The organism is Proteus sp. MB838 (assembly GCF_054767435.1).
In genome coordinates this window covers 12,768-29,609 of record NZ_BAABMO010000023.1, presented here as the reverse complement: position 1 = coordinate 29,609, position 16,842 = coordinate 12,768, and the positions used below count along the sequence as shown (strand labels likewise).

At 38.6% G+C, this 16,842-nt stretch carries 15 protein-coding genes; 12 read left to right on the top strand and 3 right to left on the bottom strand.

Annotated features, from left to right (window positions below; all coding sequences use genetic code 11):
• Window positions 1–6 precede the first annotated feature (6 nt).
• The 6 genes from ACYUCW_RS11305 (at window position 7) to ACYUCW_RS11280 (ending at window position 8,074) form a co-directional block, all read left to right on the top strand.
• Window positions 7–2,241: a TonB-dependent receptor domain-containing protein gene (locus tag ACYUCW_RS11305; protein WP_163748463.1), complete on the top strand. Its 2,235-nt coding sequence runs from the start codon at window positions 7–9 to the stop codon at window positions 2,239–2,241.
• 79 nt (window positions 2,242–2,320) lie between these two features.
• Entirely contained in the window at window positions 2,321–4,363 is a 2,043-nt protein-coding gene (locus tag ACYUCW_RS11300; protein ID WP_163748461.1) for a TonB-dependent hemoglobin/transferrin/lactoferrin family receptor, read from the top strand.
• Window positions 4,364–4,398: 35 nt separating this feature from the next.
• On the top strand, window positions 4,399–5,448 hold the full coding sequence (locus ACYUCW_RS11295; RefSeq protein ID WP_196549330.1) for a hemin-degrading factor: 1,050 nt from the start codon (window positions 4,399–4,401) through the stop codon (window positions 5,446–5,448).
• 15 nt (window positions 5,449–5,463) lie between these two features.
• Complete coding sequence (locus ACYUCW_RS11290; protein WP_004243179.1) at window positions 5,464–6,279, top strand: heme/hemin ABC transporter substrate-binding protein; 816 nt, start codon at window positions 5,464–5,466, stop codon at window positions 6,277–6,279.
• A complete protein-coding gene (locus ACYUCW_RS11285) occupies window positions 6,279–7,283 on the top strand; it encodes a FecCD family ABC transporter permease (RefSeq protein WP_004248185.1) in 1,005 nt (334 codons plus the stop codon). Before ACYUCW_RS11290 ends, ACYUCW_RS11285 begins: the two co-directional genes overlap by 1 nt.
• Window positions 7,280–8,074, top strand: coding sequence for a heme ABC transporter ATP-binding protein (locus ACYUCW_RS11280; protein WP_004243181.1), 795 nt, complete (start codon window positions 7,280–7,282; stop codon window positions 8,072–8,074). Before ACYUCW_RS11285 ends, ACYUCW_RS11280 begins: the two co-directional genes overlap by 4 nt.
• Window positions 8,075–8,183: 109 nt before the next feature.
• Here ACYUCW_RS11280 and ACYUCW_RS11275 read toward each other — a convergent pair whose 3' ends face one another.
• A complete protein-coding gene (locus ACYUCW_RS11275; protein ID WP_004243182.1) occupies window positions 8,184–8,651 on the bottom strand; it encodes an Lrp/AsnC family transcriptional regulator in 468 nt (155 codons plus the stop codon).
• A gap of 160 nt (window positions 8,652–8,811) precedes the next feature.
• Here ACYUCW_RS11275 and ACYUCW_RS11270 point away from each other — a divergent pair, with 160 nt between their 5' ends.
• The gene (locus ACYUCW_RS11270) at window positions 8,812–9,423 is read left to right on the top strand and encodes a LysE family translocator (protein ID WP_110144347.1); all 612 of its coding nucleotides are present in this window, start codon (window positions 8,812–8,814) and stop codon (window positions 9,421–9,423) included.
• 82 nt (window positions 9,424–9,505) lie between these two features.
• Here the strand turns inward: ACYUCW_RS11270 and ACYUCW_RS11265 are convergent, their stop codons facing one another.
• Window positions 9,506–10,921 carry an aminotransferase-like domain-containing protein gene (locus tag ACYUCW_RS11265; protein ID WP_460408610.1) on the bottom strand — a complete coding sequence of 472 codons (1,416 nt, stop codon included), beginning with the start codon at window positions 10,919–10,921 and terminating at the stop codon, window positions 9,506–9,508.
• Between the two features lie 148 nt (window positions 10,922–11,069).
• On the opposite strand from ACYUCW_RS11265, the gene ACYUCW_RS11260 reads away from it, so the two are divergent.
• The 5 genes from ACYUCW_RS11260 (at window position 11,070) to ACYUCW_RS11240 (ending at window position 15,595) form a co-directional block, all read left to right on the top strand.
• The gene (locus ACYUCW_RS11260) at window positions 11,070–12,404 is read left to right on the top strand and encodes a cytochrome ubiquinol oxidase subunit I (RefSeq protein ID WP_049207938.1); all 1,335 of its coding nucleotides are present in this window, start codon (window positions 11,070–11,072) and stop codon (window positions 12,402–12,404) included.
• Window positions 12,394–13,401 (top strand): cytochrome d ubiquinol oxidase subunit II, encoded by a 1,008-nt coding sequence (cydB, locus tag ACYUCW_RS11255; protein WP_012367993.1) that lies wholly within the window; start codon window positions 12,394–12,396, stop codon window positions 13,399–13,401. Before ACYUCW_RS11260 ends, cydB begins: the two co-directional genes overlap by 11 nt.
• The gene (locus tag ACYUCW_RS11250) at window positions 13,382–13,543 is read left to right on the top strand and encodes a DUF2474 domain-containing protein (protein ID WP_004243187.1); all 162 of its coding nucleotides are present in this window, start codon (window positions 13,382–13,384) and stop codon (window positions 13,541–13,543) included. Before cydB ends, ACYUCW_RS11250 begins: the two co-directional genes overlap by 20 nt.
• Before the next feature lie 287 nt (window positions 13,544–13,830).
• Window positions 13,831–14,691 carry a siderophore-interacting protein gene (locus ACYUCW_RS11245; RefSeq protein ID WP_036973426.1) on the top strand — a complete coding sequence of 287 codons (861 nt, stop codon included), beginning with the start codon at window positions 13,831–13,833 and terminating at the stop codon, window positions 14,689–14,691.
• Window positions 14,692–15,211: 520 nt separating this feature from the next.
• Window positions 15,212–15,595 (top strand): DUF805 domain-containing protein, encoded by a 384-nt coding sequence (locus ACYUCW_RS11240; protein ID WP_348854791.1) that lies wholly within the window; start codon window positions 15,212–15,214, stop codon window positions 15,593–15,595.
• 271 nt (window positions 15,596–15,866) lie between these two features.
• Here ACYUCW_RS11240 and phoH read toward each other — a convergent pair whose 3' ends face one another.
• Window positions 15,867–16,652, bottom strand: a complete 786-nt coding sequence (gene phoH, locus ACYUCW_RS11235) for a phosphate starvation-inducible protein PhoH (RefSeq protein ID WP_020945737.1) — start codon at window positions 16,650–16,652, stop codon at window positions 15,867–15,869.
• Between the last annotated feature and the right edge of the window lie 190 nt (window positions 16,653–16,842).

Below are 16,842 nucleotides of genomic sequence, written 5' to 3'. Positions count from 1 at the left end.
ACTTTTATGGATATTAATGGTATGTCTATGCTGAAAAGAAATTTCAAATACTCCACATTAGCTACAGCAATTTGTCTGTTATACGCGCCGACTACTTTTGCTCATATTGAAAAAGTAGAGACAGATACATTGACTGTTATTGGGCAACAAGACAATCAAATAACGGATTTTCAATCTGTCGTCGATACCCGTTCAGCACAAGCTCAAACCGCATCTACCACGGGGCAATTGTTAAAACAAGTCCCGGGGATCACCGTATCAGGAACGGGGATCGCCAATGGTGGCAATATTATGATGCGTGGTTACGATCAAAGAGGTGTCAAAATCTTTGTGGATGGTATTCATCAACCTATTGATAATACTATGAACAAGCTTGGTGGCCTTTTTATTGAACCCTCTCTTATTTCGCGCGTTAAAGTCAAACATGGTGGCTCTTCGGTTAAACATGGAAGTGGCGCGCTAGGTGGCGTTGTTTCGTTCTCAACTCTCCATCCAAATGAATTATTAGACGCCAATAAAAACCTTGGTGCTAAATTATTTAGCTCATTCTCTTCTGCGGATAAACATTTTTCTTATGGTGGTGTGATCGCAGGTAGACATCAGTTAGTGGAAGGGTTATTGGCTTATAGCCAAAGAGAGCGTGGCCCGATACGTATTGCTGATGACTCAATATTAAATAACCACGAACGTATCAAAAATTATTTTGCAAAAGCCTATGTTTACCCTACAGAGGAACAAACCGTTATTTTTTCTGCCCGTCAATATAATAATGCAGGAGAGCAAAGAGAAGTTTTAAATCGAATGGGAGGGTTTGGAAAAAGAGACAGTAATAATATGTATCGAGCCACCAAACAAAATGATATCTCACTCACCTATCATTTAAATCCAAATAATTATGATTGGCTCGATCTGAGCACTCAACTTTATTATTCTCAGTTTAAAATTGCGCATACGTTTCTGACGGATACACGCAAAGAAATATATCCAGACATAGAAAGTGTGCTAGGTAATTCTGAAAAACGTACCCAATATACCTATGGTATGAAAGTAGAAAACGCCTTTAATTTAAATTACTTTCAAGATAGGTTGACTCAATCTGTGATTATCGGCATTGATGCTGAAAAACAGAAGATGGTATCGAATAATAAGGCTAAAAATTTCCCTTTATCACATATGGATAATGCCTCAGGTTGGGTTCATAGCACGTTCAATACCCCTCTATTACCCATTACTTTAATTGCGGGTCTTCGTTACAACTATTATCAAAATGTCCCTGATAACAGTAAAACTTTAGATTACTACAAAGACTTAAATAAAAAAGGAGACATGACCTCCGCCGACAAATATCAAGAAACATATCAAAATATTTCTAAAAATATTGCGTTACGTCTCACACTGACCAAATGGTTACAGATCTATTCTTCTTATTCTGTTGCCTTTAGGGCGCCGACTTTAAGCGAAATGTATAATGACTCAGTACATTTCACTATAATTTCCCCTTTTAATAAGAAAAGCTATGATGCTCGTTGGGTTCCAAATTCCACATTAGAACCAGAGACGAATAGAACATGGGAACATGGTATCAATTTACAAAAAAATGCGTTGCTTTTTACCAATGACCAGATAAACATTAAAGCTTCATATTACAGCACTGAATCAATTGACCACATTACTTATCAACAGTGGTATCATAGTCGTAAGCCTATCCAATTAAAAAATAGTCATATTGCGTTATCTCCCATTAAAGATGCTCGTGAACCTTTATTATTTCAATCAGTTAACTTGCCTAAAGCGCTTATTCACGGCTTTGATTTAAGATTGCTATATTCTCATCCATACATCGCTATGGGGGTAAATTACAATCAAACTAAAACCTTGGAACTGTCGTCTCTAGAGACTATTTCAATGGTGCGCCCTGAAACATTAACCGCTTTTATAAATGTACCCATTATCAAAACACCATTTTCTGTTGCTTGGTCAGGAAAGTTTGCCGGTCCAACGGCCAAAAAAGGCACACATAAATACCCTGGTTCAGAGGAAGTGACTACTCGATTAAAAGAAGATCTTCAGCAATACCCTGGCTATGGTGTGCATAGTTTTGCAGTCAACTATCAATCCAATAATAAAGATATACAAGCCTCATTGGTACTCGATAATGCATTCAACAAAGTGTATTACTCAACGGTAGGTGTGCCTCAAGAAGCTAGAAATATCAAAATGTCTGTCAGTTATCGCTGGTAAACAATAAAAAGAGCAATGATTTTTATCATAACGGGCTGTTGAGTTTAGCAGCCCATTTTAATAACGGAGATCGACCTGTATGTCTCAATCATCGCGATGCATAAAGGTGAGTGTTTTAGTTGTTGCAACAGCGATTAGCAGTGCATTCGCTGAAAATAAAAATCAAATCTATGGAGAAAAAAATAGCGGGGAGAGAAACACACAAATAATAACGGTTTATGCAACAGGTAACGAGCGAGATAGCTTTACATTACCAATGATGTCGACCGTCATAAAAAATAACAGTGCTTTGACAGAAACGGCTGGAAGTGCCACGGAGTTGTTGCGTCATATACCGGGCATTTCAATATCAGGAGCTGGCCGCACAAACGGTGAAACTATTAGTATGCGTGGCTACAGTAGTAACGGTGTTTTGACACTAGTAGATGGCATACGCCAAGGTACTGATACAGGTCATATTGACAGTATTTTTGTCGATCCTCTACTCATTAAACAAGTTGAAGTGGTTCGTGGCCCTTCAGCACTTTTATATGGAAGCGGCGCCCTCGGTGGGGTTGTGGCATATGATACCGTTGATGCCAGCGACTTGCTTGCAAAAAATGAACATGGTGGTGTGCGTGTTACCGCCCTTGGTAATACGGCACAACAGAGTCAAGGATTTGGCATTACCGCTTTTGGTCAACAAGACAATTTCGATGGATTACTCGCCCTCTCCGCTCGTGATAAAGGTACAACTCGCTATGGAGGCGGTTATCGTGCGCAAAACGATGAAACAATCATTAACTTATTATCTAAAGGACGTTGGTTTATTGATGATAGCAATACGTTAAGTGGCCAATTACGCTATTATCATAACAACGCACAACAGCCTAAGGATCCACAACTCGCCAATAACCCAACACCGGCTAATGTAGCGACAAATCGTACTACAACACAAAAAGATGCACAGTTAACCTATCAATATCATCCTAGTGATATGTCATGGATTAACCTAAAAACACAAGCCTATTACAGCGAGGTAGATATTAATGCGAAAACACAACAAAAAGGATTTGAAGGTAGAGAGCAAAAAACCTATGGCATTAAACTTGAAAATCGCACTCAATTAGCCACCTACCCCTTTGCTGCTCACGCTTTAACTTATGGCGGTGAGATCTATAAGCAAAAGCAATCACCCAGTGCAAATGCCGAAAGCTTCCCTAAAGCAGATATTCGTTTTATGTCAGGCTGGTTACAAGATGAAATGACTTTACGTGATGTACCCATTTCATTCATCATCGGTACAAGGTTTGATAAATATAGCAGTCAAAATGATCGTTATGATGACATCAGCGCTGATAAATGGTCATCAAAAGGAGCCGTTAGTATTACACCCACAGATTGGTTAATGCTTTATACCTCTTATGCTCAAGCTTTTAGAGCACCAACAATTGGCGAGATGTATAACGATGCTAAACATTTTGATGCCCCATTCCCCGGAGCACCAACCAATTACTGGCGCCCTAACCCTAATTTAAAGCCCGAAACCAATTCAACAACTGAATACGGGTTCGGTTTTCAATTCGACGACTTATTATCTAATAATGATAATCTGAAAATTAAAGCTGCCCATTTCAATACGCGTGCAAAAGATTATATTGATACAGATGTCGCTATTTTTCAGGGATATACACAATCGACGAATATTCCAAGAGCAACTATTTGGGGTTGGGATATCGAGATGAATTATCAATCGAAGTTCTTTAGTTGGGATTTGGCTTATAACCATACAAAAGGAAAAGATAATGCCAGTAATGCCTCTATTGCCTCTATTGAGCCAGATACATTAACCAGTCGCCTCGATATTCCCGTACCCAATAGTGATTTTTCCGTAGGTTGGGTGGGACAATTTACTAAAAAAACAGATTTTACAAAACATGATCGCTTTAATCGCCCGACCAATCGCCAACAAGCGGGTTATGGTGTCAATGATTTCTACCTCCGTTATGAAGGTAGTGCTTCATTAACAGGGCTAACAACCTCACTGGTACTGGGTAATGCATTTGATAAAAAATACTACTCTTCTGCGGGTATTCCTCAAGAGGGGCGCAATGCAAAAGTACTGGTGAGTTATCAATGGTAATTAACAATAAAATAAACGAAACAATAGGAGTTTCCGTGACTAAACCTCTTTATGAGAGCTACCTGCAAGCAAAAAATGAAAAAAAAGCATCTTATGCGCGTGATTTAGCAACTTACCTTAATGTAAGTGAAGCTGAGCTTACTCACGCGCGTGTTGGGCACGATGCTAAACGCTTACATGGTGATGTTCGTGATATTTTAACCGCTCTCGCAACCGTAGGCGAAGTGAAAGCCATTACTCGTAATGAAATTGCGGTTCATGAACATCTTGGTGAATATACCAATGCTCGTTTTAACGATCATGCAGGATTGATCTTAAACCCTCGAGCCCTCGATTTACGCTTTTTCTTCTCTCATTGGGCAAGTATCTTTGCATTAACCGAAGAGACGGCTCGTGGCATTCGTCATAGTATTCAATTCTTTGATCTTCATGGTGATTCTCTCCATAAAGTGTATACCACTGATAATACTAATATGGATGCATGGAATACCTTAATCGATACTTATTTATCACCAGAAAATCCCGTATTAGAGATTACCCCCGCTAAATCTTTTACTGATGCACCGGTAACAACGGCATTAGCACAACAGTTAGAACAGCAATGGCGCTCGATGACTGACGTTCATCAATTCTTTAAAATCCTGCAAGAAAATAATCTCAGTCGCCAGCAAGCGTTCAAAGCGGTCAGTGATGATTTAGCTTATCAAGTAGATAATAGTGCCTTAAAAACATTATTAGCACTGGCGAAAGAAGTACAAAATGAAATTATGATTTTCGTGGGTAATCGAGGCTGTGTACAGATCTTTACCGGTAAAATTGATCGTTTAGTACCTCATCAATTTGAAAATAGTGAACAAGCATGGATTAACATTTTTAATCCTGCATTTACACTGCATTTAATTGAGAGCGAAATTGTGGAAAGCTGGATCACTCGTAAGCCAACCCAAGATGGTTTTGTCACAAGTCTTGAACTATTTGATAGCAAAGGTCAACAGATTGCTCAGCTCTATGGACAACGCACTGAGGGAACAAAAGAACAACAACAATGGCGTGAGCAACTCAACGCTCTTGCTAAAATAGCTTAATAGAAGGATAGCTCAATGAAAAAATGGCTTCTTTTGATCCTGTGTAGTTTGATGACATTCACCAGCCTCGCTAAACAACGTATTGTCACTATTGGTGGTGATATTACTGAAATTGTTTTTGCATTAGGTGCAGGTGATCAGGTCATTGCTAGAGATAGTACGAGTTTAGTACCAGAGCAAGTTAAATCATTACCCGATGTGGGTTATATGCGCATGCTCAATCCTGAAGGTATTCTTTCGGTTAAACCGACGCTGATTATTGCTAGCGAATTAGCTCGCCCTTCTTTTGCATTACGTCGTATCGAAAAAGCAGGTGTACCTGTTGAAACTATTACGGGTACACGTTCATTAGAAGCCATTAATGAAAAAATCGATGCCATTGCAACCCTCTTACAAAAAGAAACAGAGAGTCAGCAATTAAAAGAAAAGCTCACTCAATCTATTAATCAAATTGCCACGACGCCTATTGATAAAAAAATTATTTATATCATGAGCCATGGTGGTGTTGCCCCTATGGCTGCCGGTCAAAATACTGCTGCGGATACTATTATCACACTGGTAGGCGGAAAAAATGCTATGCAAGGTTTTAGTAGTTACCGCTTACTGTCACAAGAAGGGGTTATTGCCAGCCAGCCTGATATTTTGTTGGTCACTAAAGAGGGAATAAAAGGTATTGGAGGTATCGAAAAACTGTGGGACTTGCCCGGCATAAAGTACACCCCCGCAGGTAAAAATAAGCGCTATATCGTTGTTGATGATATGGGTTTATTAGGCTTTACCTTATCAACCCCTAAAGTTATGCAACAAATTCGTCAAGCATTGGAGCAATAATGTCTCGTTTTCGCTCACCGTGGATGAGTATTGCCATTTTACTCATCTTATTTACCATCATTACGCTTATTTCTGTTAATAGTGGCCCGCTAGCACTCTCATTTAGTACTTTATGGGATCGCTCTTTTGATGATATAGAGTGGCAAATTTGGCTTGATATTCGTTTACCTCGAGTACTATTAGCTATTCTCGTCGGTGGCGCTTTAGCCATATCAGGCACCATCATGCAAGGACTATTTAGAAACTCACTTGCCGATCCTGGATTACTGGGTATTAGCAGTGGTGCTGCGCTAATGGTCGCTATTGTGATTATTTTACCCTTCTCTTTTTTATCCGTATTTTCTTTCTACAGTCATATTATTGCCGCCTTTATTGGCGGCTTAATAGTGGCAATGATTATTTTTTCATTGCATCAATTAAGTGATGGTAACTTGGCAAGATTGCTCCTAGCGGGAATTGCCATTAATGCACTTTGTATGTCTTTTATTGGTGTATTGAGCTATATCAGCACAGATCAGCAACTGCGCCAATTTTCACTATGGATGATGGGCTCTTTAAGTAAAATAGACTGGAACACCTTGGCGATTGCAACTCTCGTGATTATTCCCATTAGTGCATTAGCCTGTTGGCAAGGTCATAAACTTAACCTATTACAACTCGGTGATGAAGAAGCACATTATTTAGGGTTAAATGTAAGAAAAACAAAATTTATTTTACTATTACTCAGTGCCATTTTAATCGGTTGTGCCGTTGCATTAAGTGGTGTTATTGGGTTTGTTGGTCTTGTGGTGCCCCACCTTATTCGTATGCGATTAGGCAGTAACCATATTTGGTTATTACCGGCCACCCTATTAGGGGGAGCAATACTCTTATTAGCCGCAGATACCCTGTCAAGAACCTTGGTATCCCCTGCGGAAATTCCTGTAGGACTTATTACCGGACTTCTTGGTGGACCTTATTTTCTTTGGCTTATTTTACGACAACCAGCAGGACGCATGTCATGATGGAAAATCAACACACTCCATTATTATATGGCAATAACTTGAGCTATAAAATCGGCAATAAAACTATTCTTGAGGATGTTTCTATTGCACTTAATACCGGTGAGCTTGTCACAATCATTGGTCCGAATGGTGCTGGGAAATCATCATTATTACGTTTATTGACCGGCTATACTCCCCCGACACAAGGAGAATGTTTTTTTAAAGGGAAAACTTACTCACAGTGGAATAGTCAATTATTAGCGCAAAACCGTGCTGTTATGCGACAAAACAGCCAGCTATCATTCTCTTTTTCTGTAGAAGAAGTCGTCGCTATGGGAAGAGCACCACATGGGCAAAAACATAAACAAATCGCAATAGAAACCGCGCTATTACAAACCAATTGTTTAAAGCTTAAAACAAGAGATTACCGTCAATTATCAGGTGGAGAGCAACAAAGAGTGCAACTTGCTAGAGTGCTTGCTCAACTTTGGCAACCGACACCTGAGAATGTTGCGCTATTTCTTGATGAACCCACATCGGCACTTGACCTCTACCACCAGCAACAAAGTTTGCGTTTATTAAAACAACTGGTCAAAACGCAAAATTTGATGGTGTGTTGTGTTCTGCACGATCTCAACCTCGCCTCCCTTTATGCTGATCGTATTTTATTACTGCATCAGGGAAAATTAGTTTGCGAAGGTACACCTCAAGATGTACTCACCGCTGAGAATATTGAAAAATGGTATGGCGCCGAGGTCAGTGTTAATACTCATCCTGAGTTATCTCAACCTCAAGTTTTTTTACGCCCATAAATAATAAAAGAGAAAGGACTGAGCCCTGTTGAATACAGAGCTCAGTCCTTAAAAGACGCTTAATAACATAATTTCTATTGGATGATTATTACCTTCACCAAATAGAGTATTACTGCAATGGTAAAGCAAAACTCACTTTTACCGTCTCCATGGGTACTTCTGTTTTTATGCTTTGAATGCTAGGAATTTGTGTTAAATAATCAGCGTGAAAACGGCGATAAGTGGCGAGATCTTTTGTCACAATGCGAATAAGTGCATCACATTCTCCCGCCATTAGATGGCATTCAACCACTTCGGGTAATACTTTTATCGCCTTTACAAATTCTTCAATAGTTTCAGCATCTTGTGCTCTGAACCAAATTCGCGCAAATAAAGATAATCCTGCATCAACTTTACTACCATCTAATACGGCAACATAACGCGTGATCACACCTGACTCTTCAAGTAAACGTACACGACGTAAACAAGGAGATGGTGAGAGTCCCACTTCTTTTGCCAGTTCGATGTTTTGAATTTTGCCATCGCGCTGTAACACTTGCAAAATATGCTTGTCTATCTTATCCAATTTTATTGACATCAAAGATTAACCTTAGTTCTATTTGTGGAATTTTATTGCCAATTAATTATTTTTGTTAGCAACAAAGCAACCCGATTTTTACGAAAATATCATATAATTTTTCAGCTAAATTGCACAGCAAAAACGATATTTTCTTCAATTGCTCAATCAGGTGAAAAAGATGGAATTTAACACTTTGTTATTCTTTGCCCTTACAGTACTGCCTTTAATTTGCACACCTGGCCCCGATATTCTTTTTATCTCCTCACAAGGATTAGCGGGAGGAATAAAATCAGCGTGGTTTGCCAATATCGGTGTCATTTCAGGTTATATCACACATGCTATTCTTAGTGCTTTGGGTCTTGCAACGATAATGGCAACCTATCCCATTTTCTTTTATCTACTAAAGTGGCTAGGTGTGATTTATATTACCTACTTAGCAATCAAAATGCTGATATCTGCATGCCAAAAAGGCCAACTCGCACTAAATGCAGATAAAAAAACACATCTCTTTCGCAAGGGCTTTTTAACGAGTTTTCTTAATCCGAAAGGCTTACTCGTCTATCTGGCTATTTTACCAAATTTTATCAATAACCAGAATGATATCGCTATGCAATCTCTGCTTTTATCTGGGATATTTATCACTATTTGTCTATTTATCTATGGCTTTTTAGGTACGATTTTCGCTTATATTGGTTTAAAAGGCGGATTAAGTGATAAAGGACGCCGTTATAATGATGGCATTGCCGGCAGTTTACTTACCTTTGCAGCCGTTAATTTAGCCCTTAATTAGAGGGCTAGCATCACTTTATAGTGATATTTGCTCAATGCCGTGCAATATGACCATTTAACTGATGAATACGTACGCTAATGTGCTATTTACGACGTAATTTTCGACACCCTTCACCAATAATTTGCATTCCTTTTTCAGTCTGACCATTCCATTGAAAAGAAGAGTTTAAACGAAAAGCATGATTAAACTGTGAACTGGTCGAAAACATAGCACCTGGTGCAATACTCACCCCTCTTTCGAGAGCAAAATGGTACAATGTATTAGCATCAAAAGTTGGCTCGAATTCTAACCATAGGAAATAGCCTCCGACAGGAATATTCACTTTAACATCTTTAGGCAAATGCGTTTGTATGGCCTGTAACATACGATAACGTCTCTGCTCTAATAATAATCTTAAGCGACGTAGGTGCCCGTCATACCCCCCTTGTGATAAATAGTCAGCGATAGCTTGTTGTGTTGGCATACTCGCTGATACAGTACTCATCATTTGTAACTGCTGTATTTTAGTCGCATGTTTTCCGGCTGCGACCCACCCGACTCGAAATCCTGGCGCTAAACATTTAGAAAAAGAAGCGCAGTGCAATACGCTATTGGATTTATCAAAGCCTTTCACAGGCATTGGCGCTTTTGGACTATTATACAGTTCACCATAGACATCATCTTCAATTAAGGTTATCTGTTTTGCCGCTAAAATTTCCACTAGTCTGATTTTATTTTCATCAGGCATAGTGCCACCTAATGGATTTTGGCAATGACTCATCAACCAACACGCTTTAATGTCGTATTGTTCTACCACCTTTTCTAACTCATCTAAACAAATGCCTGTCACCGGATCGGTTTTGATGGCAATCGCTTTTAATCGTAAACGCTTTATCGCCTGTAATGCGCCATAAAAAGCAGGAGATTCTATGACAACCCAATCTCCTGGCTCAGTAACAGCTTGTAAACTAAAACTTAATGATTCCATCGCACCTGCGGTGATCACAATATCGTCAGGCGATACATGAATACCTTGCAGTGCATAGCGTTGGGCTATATTACGACGTAGTTTTTCATTACCAGGAGGTAAATTAATCACTGAACTTTGAGGGGCTAAATGTCTAGCGGCAGAGGCTAATGCTCGGCTTAATTTAGGTTGAATGAATAAACTGGGATCTGGAAAGGCGGAACCGAACGGAATGATATTGGGATCTTTACAGGCTTGAAGAACATTGAATATAGAGGCGCTTATCTCAACATTTTCACTCATATGTAGCCCTTTGCTGGCAGTTACTTGAGCAAAACCTGTATTGCGATGTGCAACATAATAACCTGATTGCGGACGAGCGGTGATCCACCCTTGACTTTCTAACAGTTGATAAGATTGTAAAACGGTCATTAAACTTAAACCTGATTGTTTAACCGTATCCCGTAATGAGGGTAAACGATCGCCTGATTGCCAAATATTATCTTCAATTTGTTGGCGTATCTGTGCCGCAAGCTGCTCATATCGAGTCATATTTACCTATTCACCCTCAAACTGTTATAGTCGTTTTTAAACTTATTGTCACTATTATAGTTTACTGTCATATGGTCTACTTATCCACACGATTTACCTGCTATTTACAGATCAGCGCGATTTGTATATCAAAATAATGAGGTTGTTTATGTTTGGGTTAAGTGCCTTTGATTTGGCGCGTATCCAATTTGCGTTTACCGTTTCTTTCCATATTATCTTCCCCGCAATTACTATAGGGCTAGCCAGCTTCTTAGCTGTCTTGGAAGGCTTATGGCTAAAAACTCGCAATAAGGATTATTTAGCGCTATTCCATTTTTGGTCAAAAATATTCGCTGTTAACTTTGCTATGGGCGTCGTCTCTGGTCTCGTTATGGCATATCAGTTCGGTACTAATTGGAGCTTTTTCTCCGATTTTGCCGGCTCTATCACCGGCCCTTTATTGACTTATGAAGTACTTACAGCATTCTTCTTAGAAGCTGGATTTCTAGGTGTGATGTTATTTGGCTGGAACAAAGTAGGTGAAAAATTACACTTTTTCGCCACTTGCATGGTGGCATTGGGTACATTAATGTCAACATTTTGGATTTTAGCCTCCAACAGTTGGATGCAAACACCACAGGGATTCGAAATCGTCAACAATCAAGTAGTTCCCGTTGATTGGCTAGCGGTTATTTTTAATCCTTCCTTCCCTTATCGTCTTGCTCATATGGGCGTTGCTGCATTTCTTGCTTCGGCATTCTTTATTGCCGCCTCGGCTTCATGGCATTTATTAAAAGGCAACAAGACATCTGCAATGAAGAAGATGCTCTCGATGTCTATATGGATTATCTTAATCTTAGCGCCTATTCAAGCACTTATTGGTGATATGCATGGTTTAAATACGTTAAAACATCAACCCGCCAAAATTGCCGCGATTGAAGGGCATTGGCAAAATAATCCTGGTGAGGCTACACCGTTAATTCTATTTGGTATACCGGATATGGATGAAGAAAAAACCAAATATGCCCTTCAAATTCCTTATTTAGGTAGCCTGATATTAACTCATAGTTTAGATAAACAAGTACCAGCACTAAAAGAATTTCCTAAAGATGATAGGCCAAATTCACTGATTGTTTTTTGGTCATTTCGTATTATGGTCGGCCTTGGCATGCTGATGATTTTAGTGGGTGTATGGGGCACATGGTTACGTTATAAGAAAAAATTATATCAATCTAACCTCTTCTTGCGATTCACTTTTCTAATGGCACCTTCAGGATTAATTGCCATTTTAGCGGGTTGGTTTACTACAGAAGTAGGTCGACAACCTTGGGTTGTGTATGGGATACAACGAACACGAGATGCGGTATCTGCTCATGGTGAAATGCATATGAGCATTAGCCTACTGATTTTCTTAATCGTTTATGGATCTGTATTCGGAATTGGATATGCCTATATGTTAAAACTTATCCGCAAAGGTGCGCCGGAGGTTCAAGATGGGAATTGATTTACCCGTTATTTGGTTCATCATCATCGTATTTAGCACATTAATGTATATTGTGATGGATGGTTTCGATCTCGGCATTGGCATGCTCTATCCTTTTATAAAAGAGAGAGAAGATCGCGATTTAATGATGAATACTGTCGCCCCGGTATGGGACGGCAATGAAACATGGCTAGTTTTAGGTGGTGCGGCGCTATTTGGTGCGTTTCCTTTAGCGTATTCAGTGATCCTTGATGCTTTAGCCATGCCTTTAACTATCATGCTAGTTGCGCTTATTTTCAGGGGCGTTGCTTTTGAATTTCGCTTTAAAGCCGATGACACTCATAAAGTTTTTTGGGATAACGCCTTTATTGTCGGCTCTCTATTAACCACCTTTATGCAAGGTATAGTCGTCGGTAGTATTGTTCAAGGTTTACCCATTATTGACCGTACTTTTGCAGGAAGCTATTTTGATTGGCTATCACCCTTTGCCCTGTTTTGTGGCTTTGGTCTAGTCATTGCCTACTCACTGTTAGGGTGTGGCTGGCTCATTATGAAAACTCAAGGCCATTTACAACAGAGTTTGTATAAAGTGATCTTGCCATTAACGTTCGTTATGCTAGCAGTGATAGCCATAGTCAGTTTATGGACACCATTAGCACAACCGGCGATTGCTGAACGTTGGTTTTCACTACCCAATATTTTCTTTTTCTTACCTGTACCACTGCTAGTGTTATATAGCGCTTGGTTGATTATTCGCGCAGTAAAGAAAAAAGGTCATTACTTACCTTTCTTTGCTTCTCTAGCGATTATATTTCTTGGTTTTACTGGGCTAGGGATTAGTATCTGGCCAAATATTATACCGCCGGCAATTAGTTTTATCGATGCATCAGCACCACCGGAAAGCCAAGGTTTTATGCTCGTTGGTGCGCTATTTATCATTCCCATTATTCTCGTTTATACATTCTGGAGTTATTACGTATTCAGAGGAAAAACCAATTATGAAGAAGGCTATCACTGATCCGAACCCTGAAACAAAACCCTCATTACTGAAAAAATGGGGTTGGTTAATTACCATTTGGTTTTGTAGTGTTTTAGCGCTATTTGCCGTTTCTTCGCTATTTCGTTTTTTAATGACGGCAGCGGGAATGAAAGTAAAGTAAAAAATCAATCAGGTAATATAAAAATAAAGCGGGATAAATTCCCGCTTTATTTTAGTTAAAAAAATTCCTCTTTTTAACTCGCGTTACTGTTAGTGACTCTCCCCTCATAAAAATACAATCGCTTTAATTTGTTGATTTTTATTTTCTTTATTTACATCTTATTTGAACTACATCACGCTTCGACAAGTCAATCTTATTCATGGCTTTACTAAATTAGTGTTAATAGTGATAATGACTATCATTATTGATTGTAAATGATAATATATAACAAGTAATAAATAGCTTAGATGGGTTGGATAAACGTGAGTAATCAAGACAGCACACAACAAAAGAATATTTATCGTCCTGCACCGCCTCGTTTGGTGCAAGTAAAACGTATAGTAGATATCACGCCGGGCATGCGCTCTATTACCTTTACTAGCGATGACTTGGACAATTATCCAAGTCACACAGGTGGTGCCCATTTAAAAATATTTTTACCTGTAGAAGGCCAAACTAAACCAACAATTCCAACACTCACTGACAAAGGCCCTAGTTGGCCCGAAAACCAACCAAGAGCGATAGTACGAACTTACAGTGTGCGAGCTATTCGTCCTGAATTAAAAGAGCTTGATATTGAATTTGCGGTTCATGACGATGCAGGGCCGGCCATTAATTTTGCTTTAAATGCCAAGGTAGGTGATTATATTGGCATTACTAATCCTGGAGGCCCTGATCCCCTATTGGCTCCCGCCTCTCATTACTATATGGCAGCCGATCCCAGCTCATTACCCGCTTTAATGGCATTAATTGAAACAATGTCACCCGATGTACAGGGTAAAGCGGTGATCCGCATAGAAAATGAATCAGATCGCCAAATCATTGATGCTCCTCAGGGGCTAGAAATTGTTTGGCTAGTCGGCTCTGTTGAAACACAAACTCAACCTCTGATTGATGAATTTATCTCTTGGTCGTTACCAAAGGAAGATGTGGCATTTTGGATCGCCGGAGAAGATAAAATTATCCGTGCACTAAGACGTTATATTCGTCGTGATAAAGGCTATGAGCGCGGACAGATTTATGCTATCCCTTATTGGCGTTTTGGCTTTAATGAAGAAGGTTATCATGCAGAGCGTCATCATGTTATGGATAATGAAGATGTAAGCTAAGCGTATTTTAGATAAAACGAGTTGGCTGTACCGGCAGCATATTAAGACCCTCATTTAATATGCTGCCTTTTTATAGGAATGGTAATAGCGAAGAAATCTTTAATATTTAACTTATATAAACAATAATTCACCTAACACAACTCCTGACAAAACAAACAAAAAAACTATCAACTCATCAAAATTAAATAAATAACAGAAATAAAACCCAATTTACACAGTCAATTTAAACAAAAAAATATAAACCATTAAGCCAATCAAAATCTTTCACTAAAATAATATTTAATTATTATTGAAACAGAACAGTAATTTAATTATTATACCGCCGCTTGACGTTACTCTTTATTAGCTAGATATAACATATTGAACTTAATTTATTTATATTTTTAGAGTGAAAAATTCAAAAACAATAGCAAATAATAATTTTATTATCTTCAATTGATTATTAGAATTTGACTGAGTCAAAAAACAATAGAGATTAACCTAAATCTATGTATTTTTACTATTGAATTAAGGATGAAAAATGAATTGGTACTTAGAGGTTATTAAAAATAATTACGCTAATTTTTCAGGTCGTGCGCGTCGAAAAGAATATTGGATGTTTATAGTGGTAAATACCATTATTTTAGCTGTGTTATATGGGATCATGTTCTCTTCTATCGACAGTTATACTGGTGAAATGAGTGGCACAGGCTTTGCTGCTTTGATTATTATCGGTATCTACTCTTTAGCAACTATTATTCCTAATATTGCGGTCACAGTGCGCCGTTTTCATGACCAAGATAGATCTGGTTGGATGGTCTTATTATCATTTATTCCTTTCGTTGGCGGATTGATCCTGTTTATTTTTATGTGCTTATATGGTACTAGAGGTGAAAATAGATTTGGTCTTGATCCTAAAGCCTAATAGCTAATTAATTTCTATCTTAATACAGTGAGTAAACTATTTATATAATTTACTTACTGTGTTGATTCTCCTTTCTCTTACAGTCGCTTCTCTTACCCCCCCTATTAACATAGGATTTTATACCTGATTATTTTAAGTAATATTATCCACATACTATTATGCTCATGTATGCCATATAGTAATTTAAATAACATGAATGTTTTTTATCGGCAGCATATTAATACTCTTATTTAATATGCTGCCTTTTTTATTGCTATGCTAAAGAAATATTTTAATCACTATATGCTGCTAATACATGCTGACATAGACTAGAACGCACACAATCTTCTTCATTAAATTTAATGACACCAACACGATCATTAGCTTGAAAACGACTTAGTGCATCAGCTAATCCTGAGTTTACATTGGCAGGTAAATCGCATTGCGTAATATCACCGTTAACAATCACTGTCACATTTTCTCCCATTCGCGTTAAAAATAATTTCATTTGATTAATGGTGACATTTTGCGCTTCATCCAATATGACAAATGCATTTTCAAAAGTACGTCCTCGCATATAGGCAAATGGGGCTATTTCAACTTTGCCGATTTCAGGCCGTAAACAATATTGTAAAAAAGAGGCACCTAAACGTTTAACTAATACATCATAGACAGGACGAAAATAAGGCGCGAATTTTTCTGCTATATCGCCAGGAAGAAAACCTAAATCTTCATCAGCTTGTAATACAGGCCGAGTAACAATAATTCGCTCTATCTCTTTATTAATAAGGGCATCAGCAGCCATTGCTGCACTTAAAAACGTTTTACCACACCCCGCTTCCCCTGTTGCAAAAACCAAATTTTGATGTTTAATAGCGTTCATATATTGGCGCTGTACTTCATTACGAGGAGAGAGTGTTCGTTGATCACGTTTCTCTCTCGCCATACCAATTGTTTCTAGATCCCCAAATCCTGGTAAAACCATAACATTATCTCGATGGGCGGCATTACGTTGCTCTTTACGTAATGTACGTTTATTTTCTCTACGTAAACGTGTTGCTGCTTTTTGTCTACTCATAATGGTATTTACCTTTGTTAGTCTCAAAAAGTCATCAGAACAATCATTGTTTGACTAGAAAATAAGGTGAGCCTCCCTCAGACTCTATTGCGCTGTAGAAAACAAAAAAGCCGGTCACAAACTTGAGCATTAAACATCAATGCACAGTTGCTACCAGCTTTGTCTTGGTGATTTAAAATTTTGATTGCTT

Coding starts and splice junctions, on each gene's coding strand:
- ACYUCW_RS11250 (WP_004243187.1), top strand. CDS start 13,382: ATGAAGAAGGCTATCACTGATCCGAACCCTGAAACAAAACCCTCATTA.
- ACYUCW_RS11300 (WP_163748461.1), top strand. CDS start 2,321: ATGTCTCAATCATCGCGATGCATAAAGGTGAGTGTTTTAGTTGTTGCA.
- ACYUCW_RS11240 (WP_348854791.1), top strand. CDS start 15,212: ATGAATTGGTACTTAGAGGTTATTAAAAATAATTACGCTAATTTTTCA.
- ACYUCW_RS11260 (WP_049207938.1), top strand. CDS start 11,070: ATGTTTGGGTTAAGTGCCTTTGATTTGGCGCGTATCCAATTTGCGTTT.
- ACYUCW_RS11305 (WP_163748463.1), top strand. CDS start 7: ATGGATATTAATGGTATGTCTATGCTGAAAAGAAATTTCAAATACTCC.
- ACYUCW_RS11245 (WP_036973426.1), top strand. CDS start 13,831: ATGGGTTGGATAAACGTGAGTAATCAAGACAGCACACAACAAAAGAAT.
- cydB (WP_012367993.1), top strand. CDS start 12,394: ATGGGAATTGATTTACCCGTTATTTGGTTCATCATCATCGTATTTAGC.
- phoH (WP_020945737.1), bottom strand. CDS start 16,652: ATGAGTAGACAAAAAGCAGCAACACGTTTACGTAGAGAAAATAAACGT.
- ACYUCW_RS11265 (WP_460408610.1), bottom strand. CDS start 10,921: ATGACTCGATATGAGCAGCTTGCGGCACAGATACGCCAACAAATTGAA.
- ACYUCW_RS11280 (WP_004243181.1), top strand. CDS start 7,280: ATGATGGAAAATCAACACACTCCATTATTATATGGCAATAACTTGAGC.
- ACYUCW_RS11285 (WP_004248185.1), top strand. CDS start 6,279: ATGTCTCGTTTTCGCTCACCGTGGATGAGTATTGCCATTTTACTCATC.
- ACYUCW_RS11270 (WP_110144347.1), top strand. CDS start 8,812: ATGGAATTTAACACTTTGTTATTCTTTGCCCTTACAGTACTGCCTTTA.
- ACYUCW_RS11290 (WP_004243179.1), top strand. CDS start 5,464: ATGAAAAAATGGCTTCTTTTGATCCTGTGTAGTTTGATGACATTCACC.
- ACYUCW_RS11275 (WP_004243182.1), bottom strand. CDS start 8,651: ATGTCAATAAAATTGGATAAGATAGACAAGCATATTTTGCAAGTGTTA.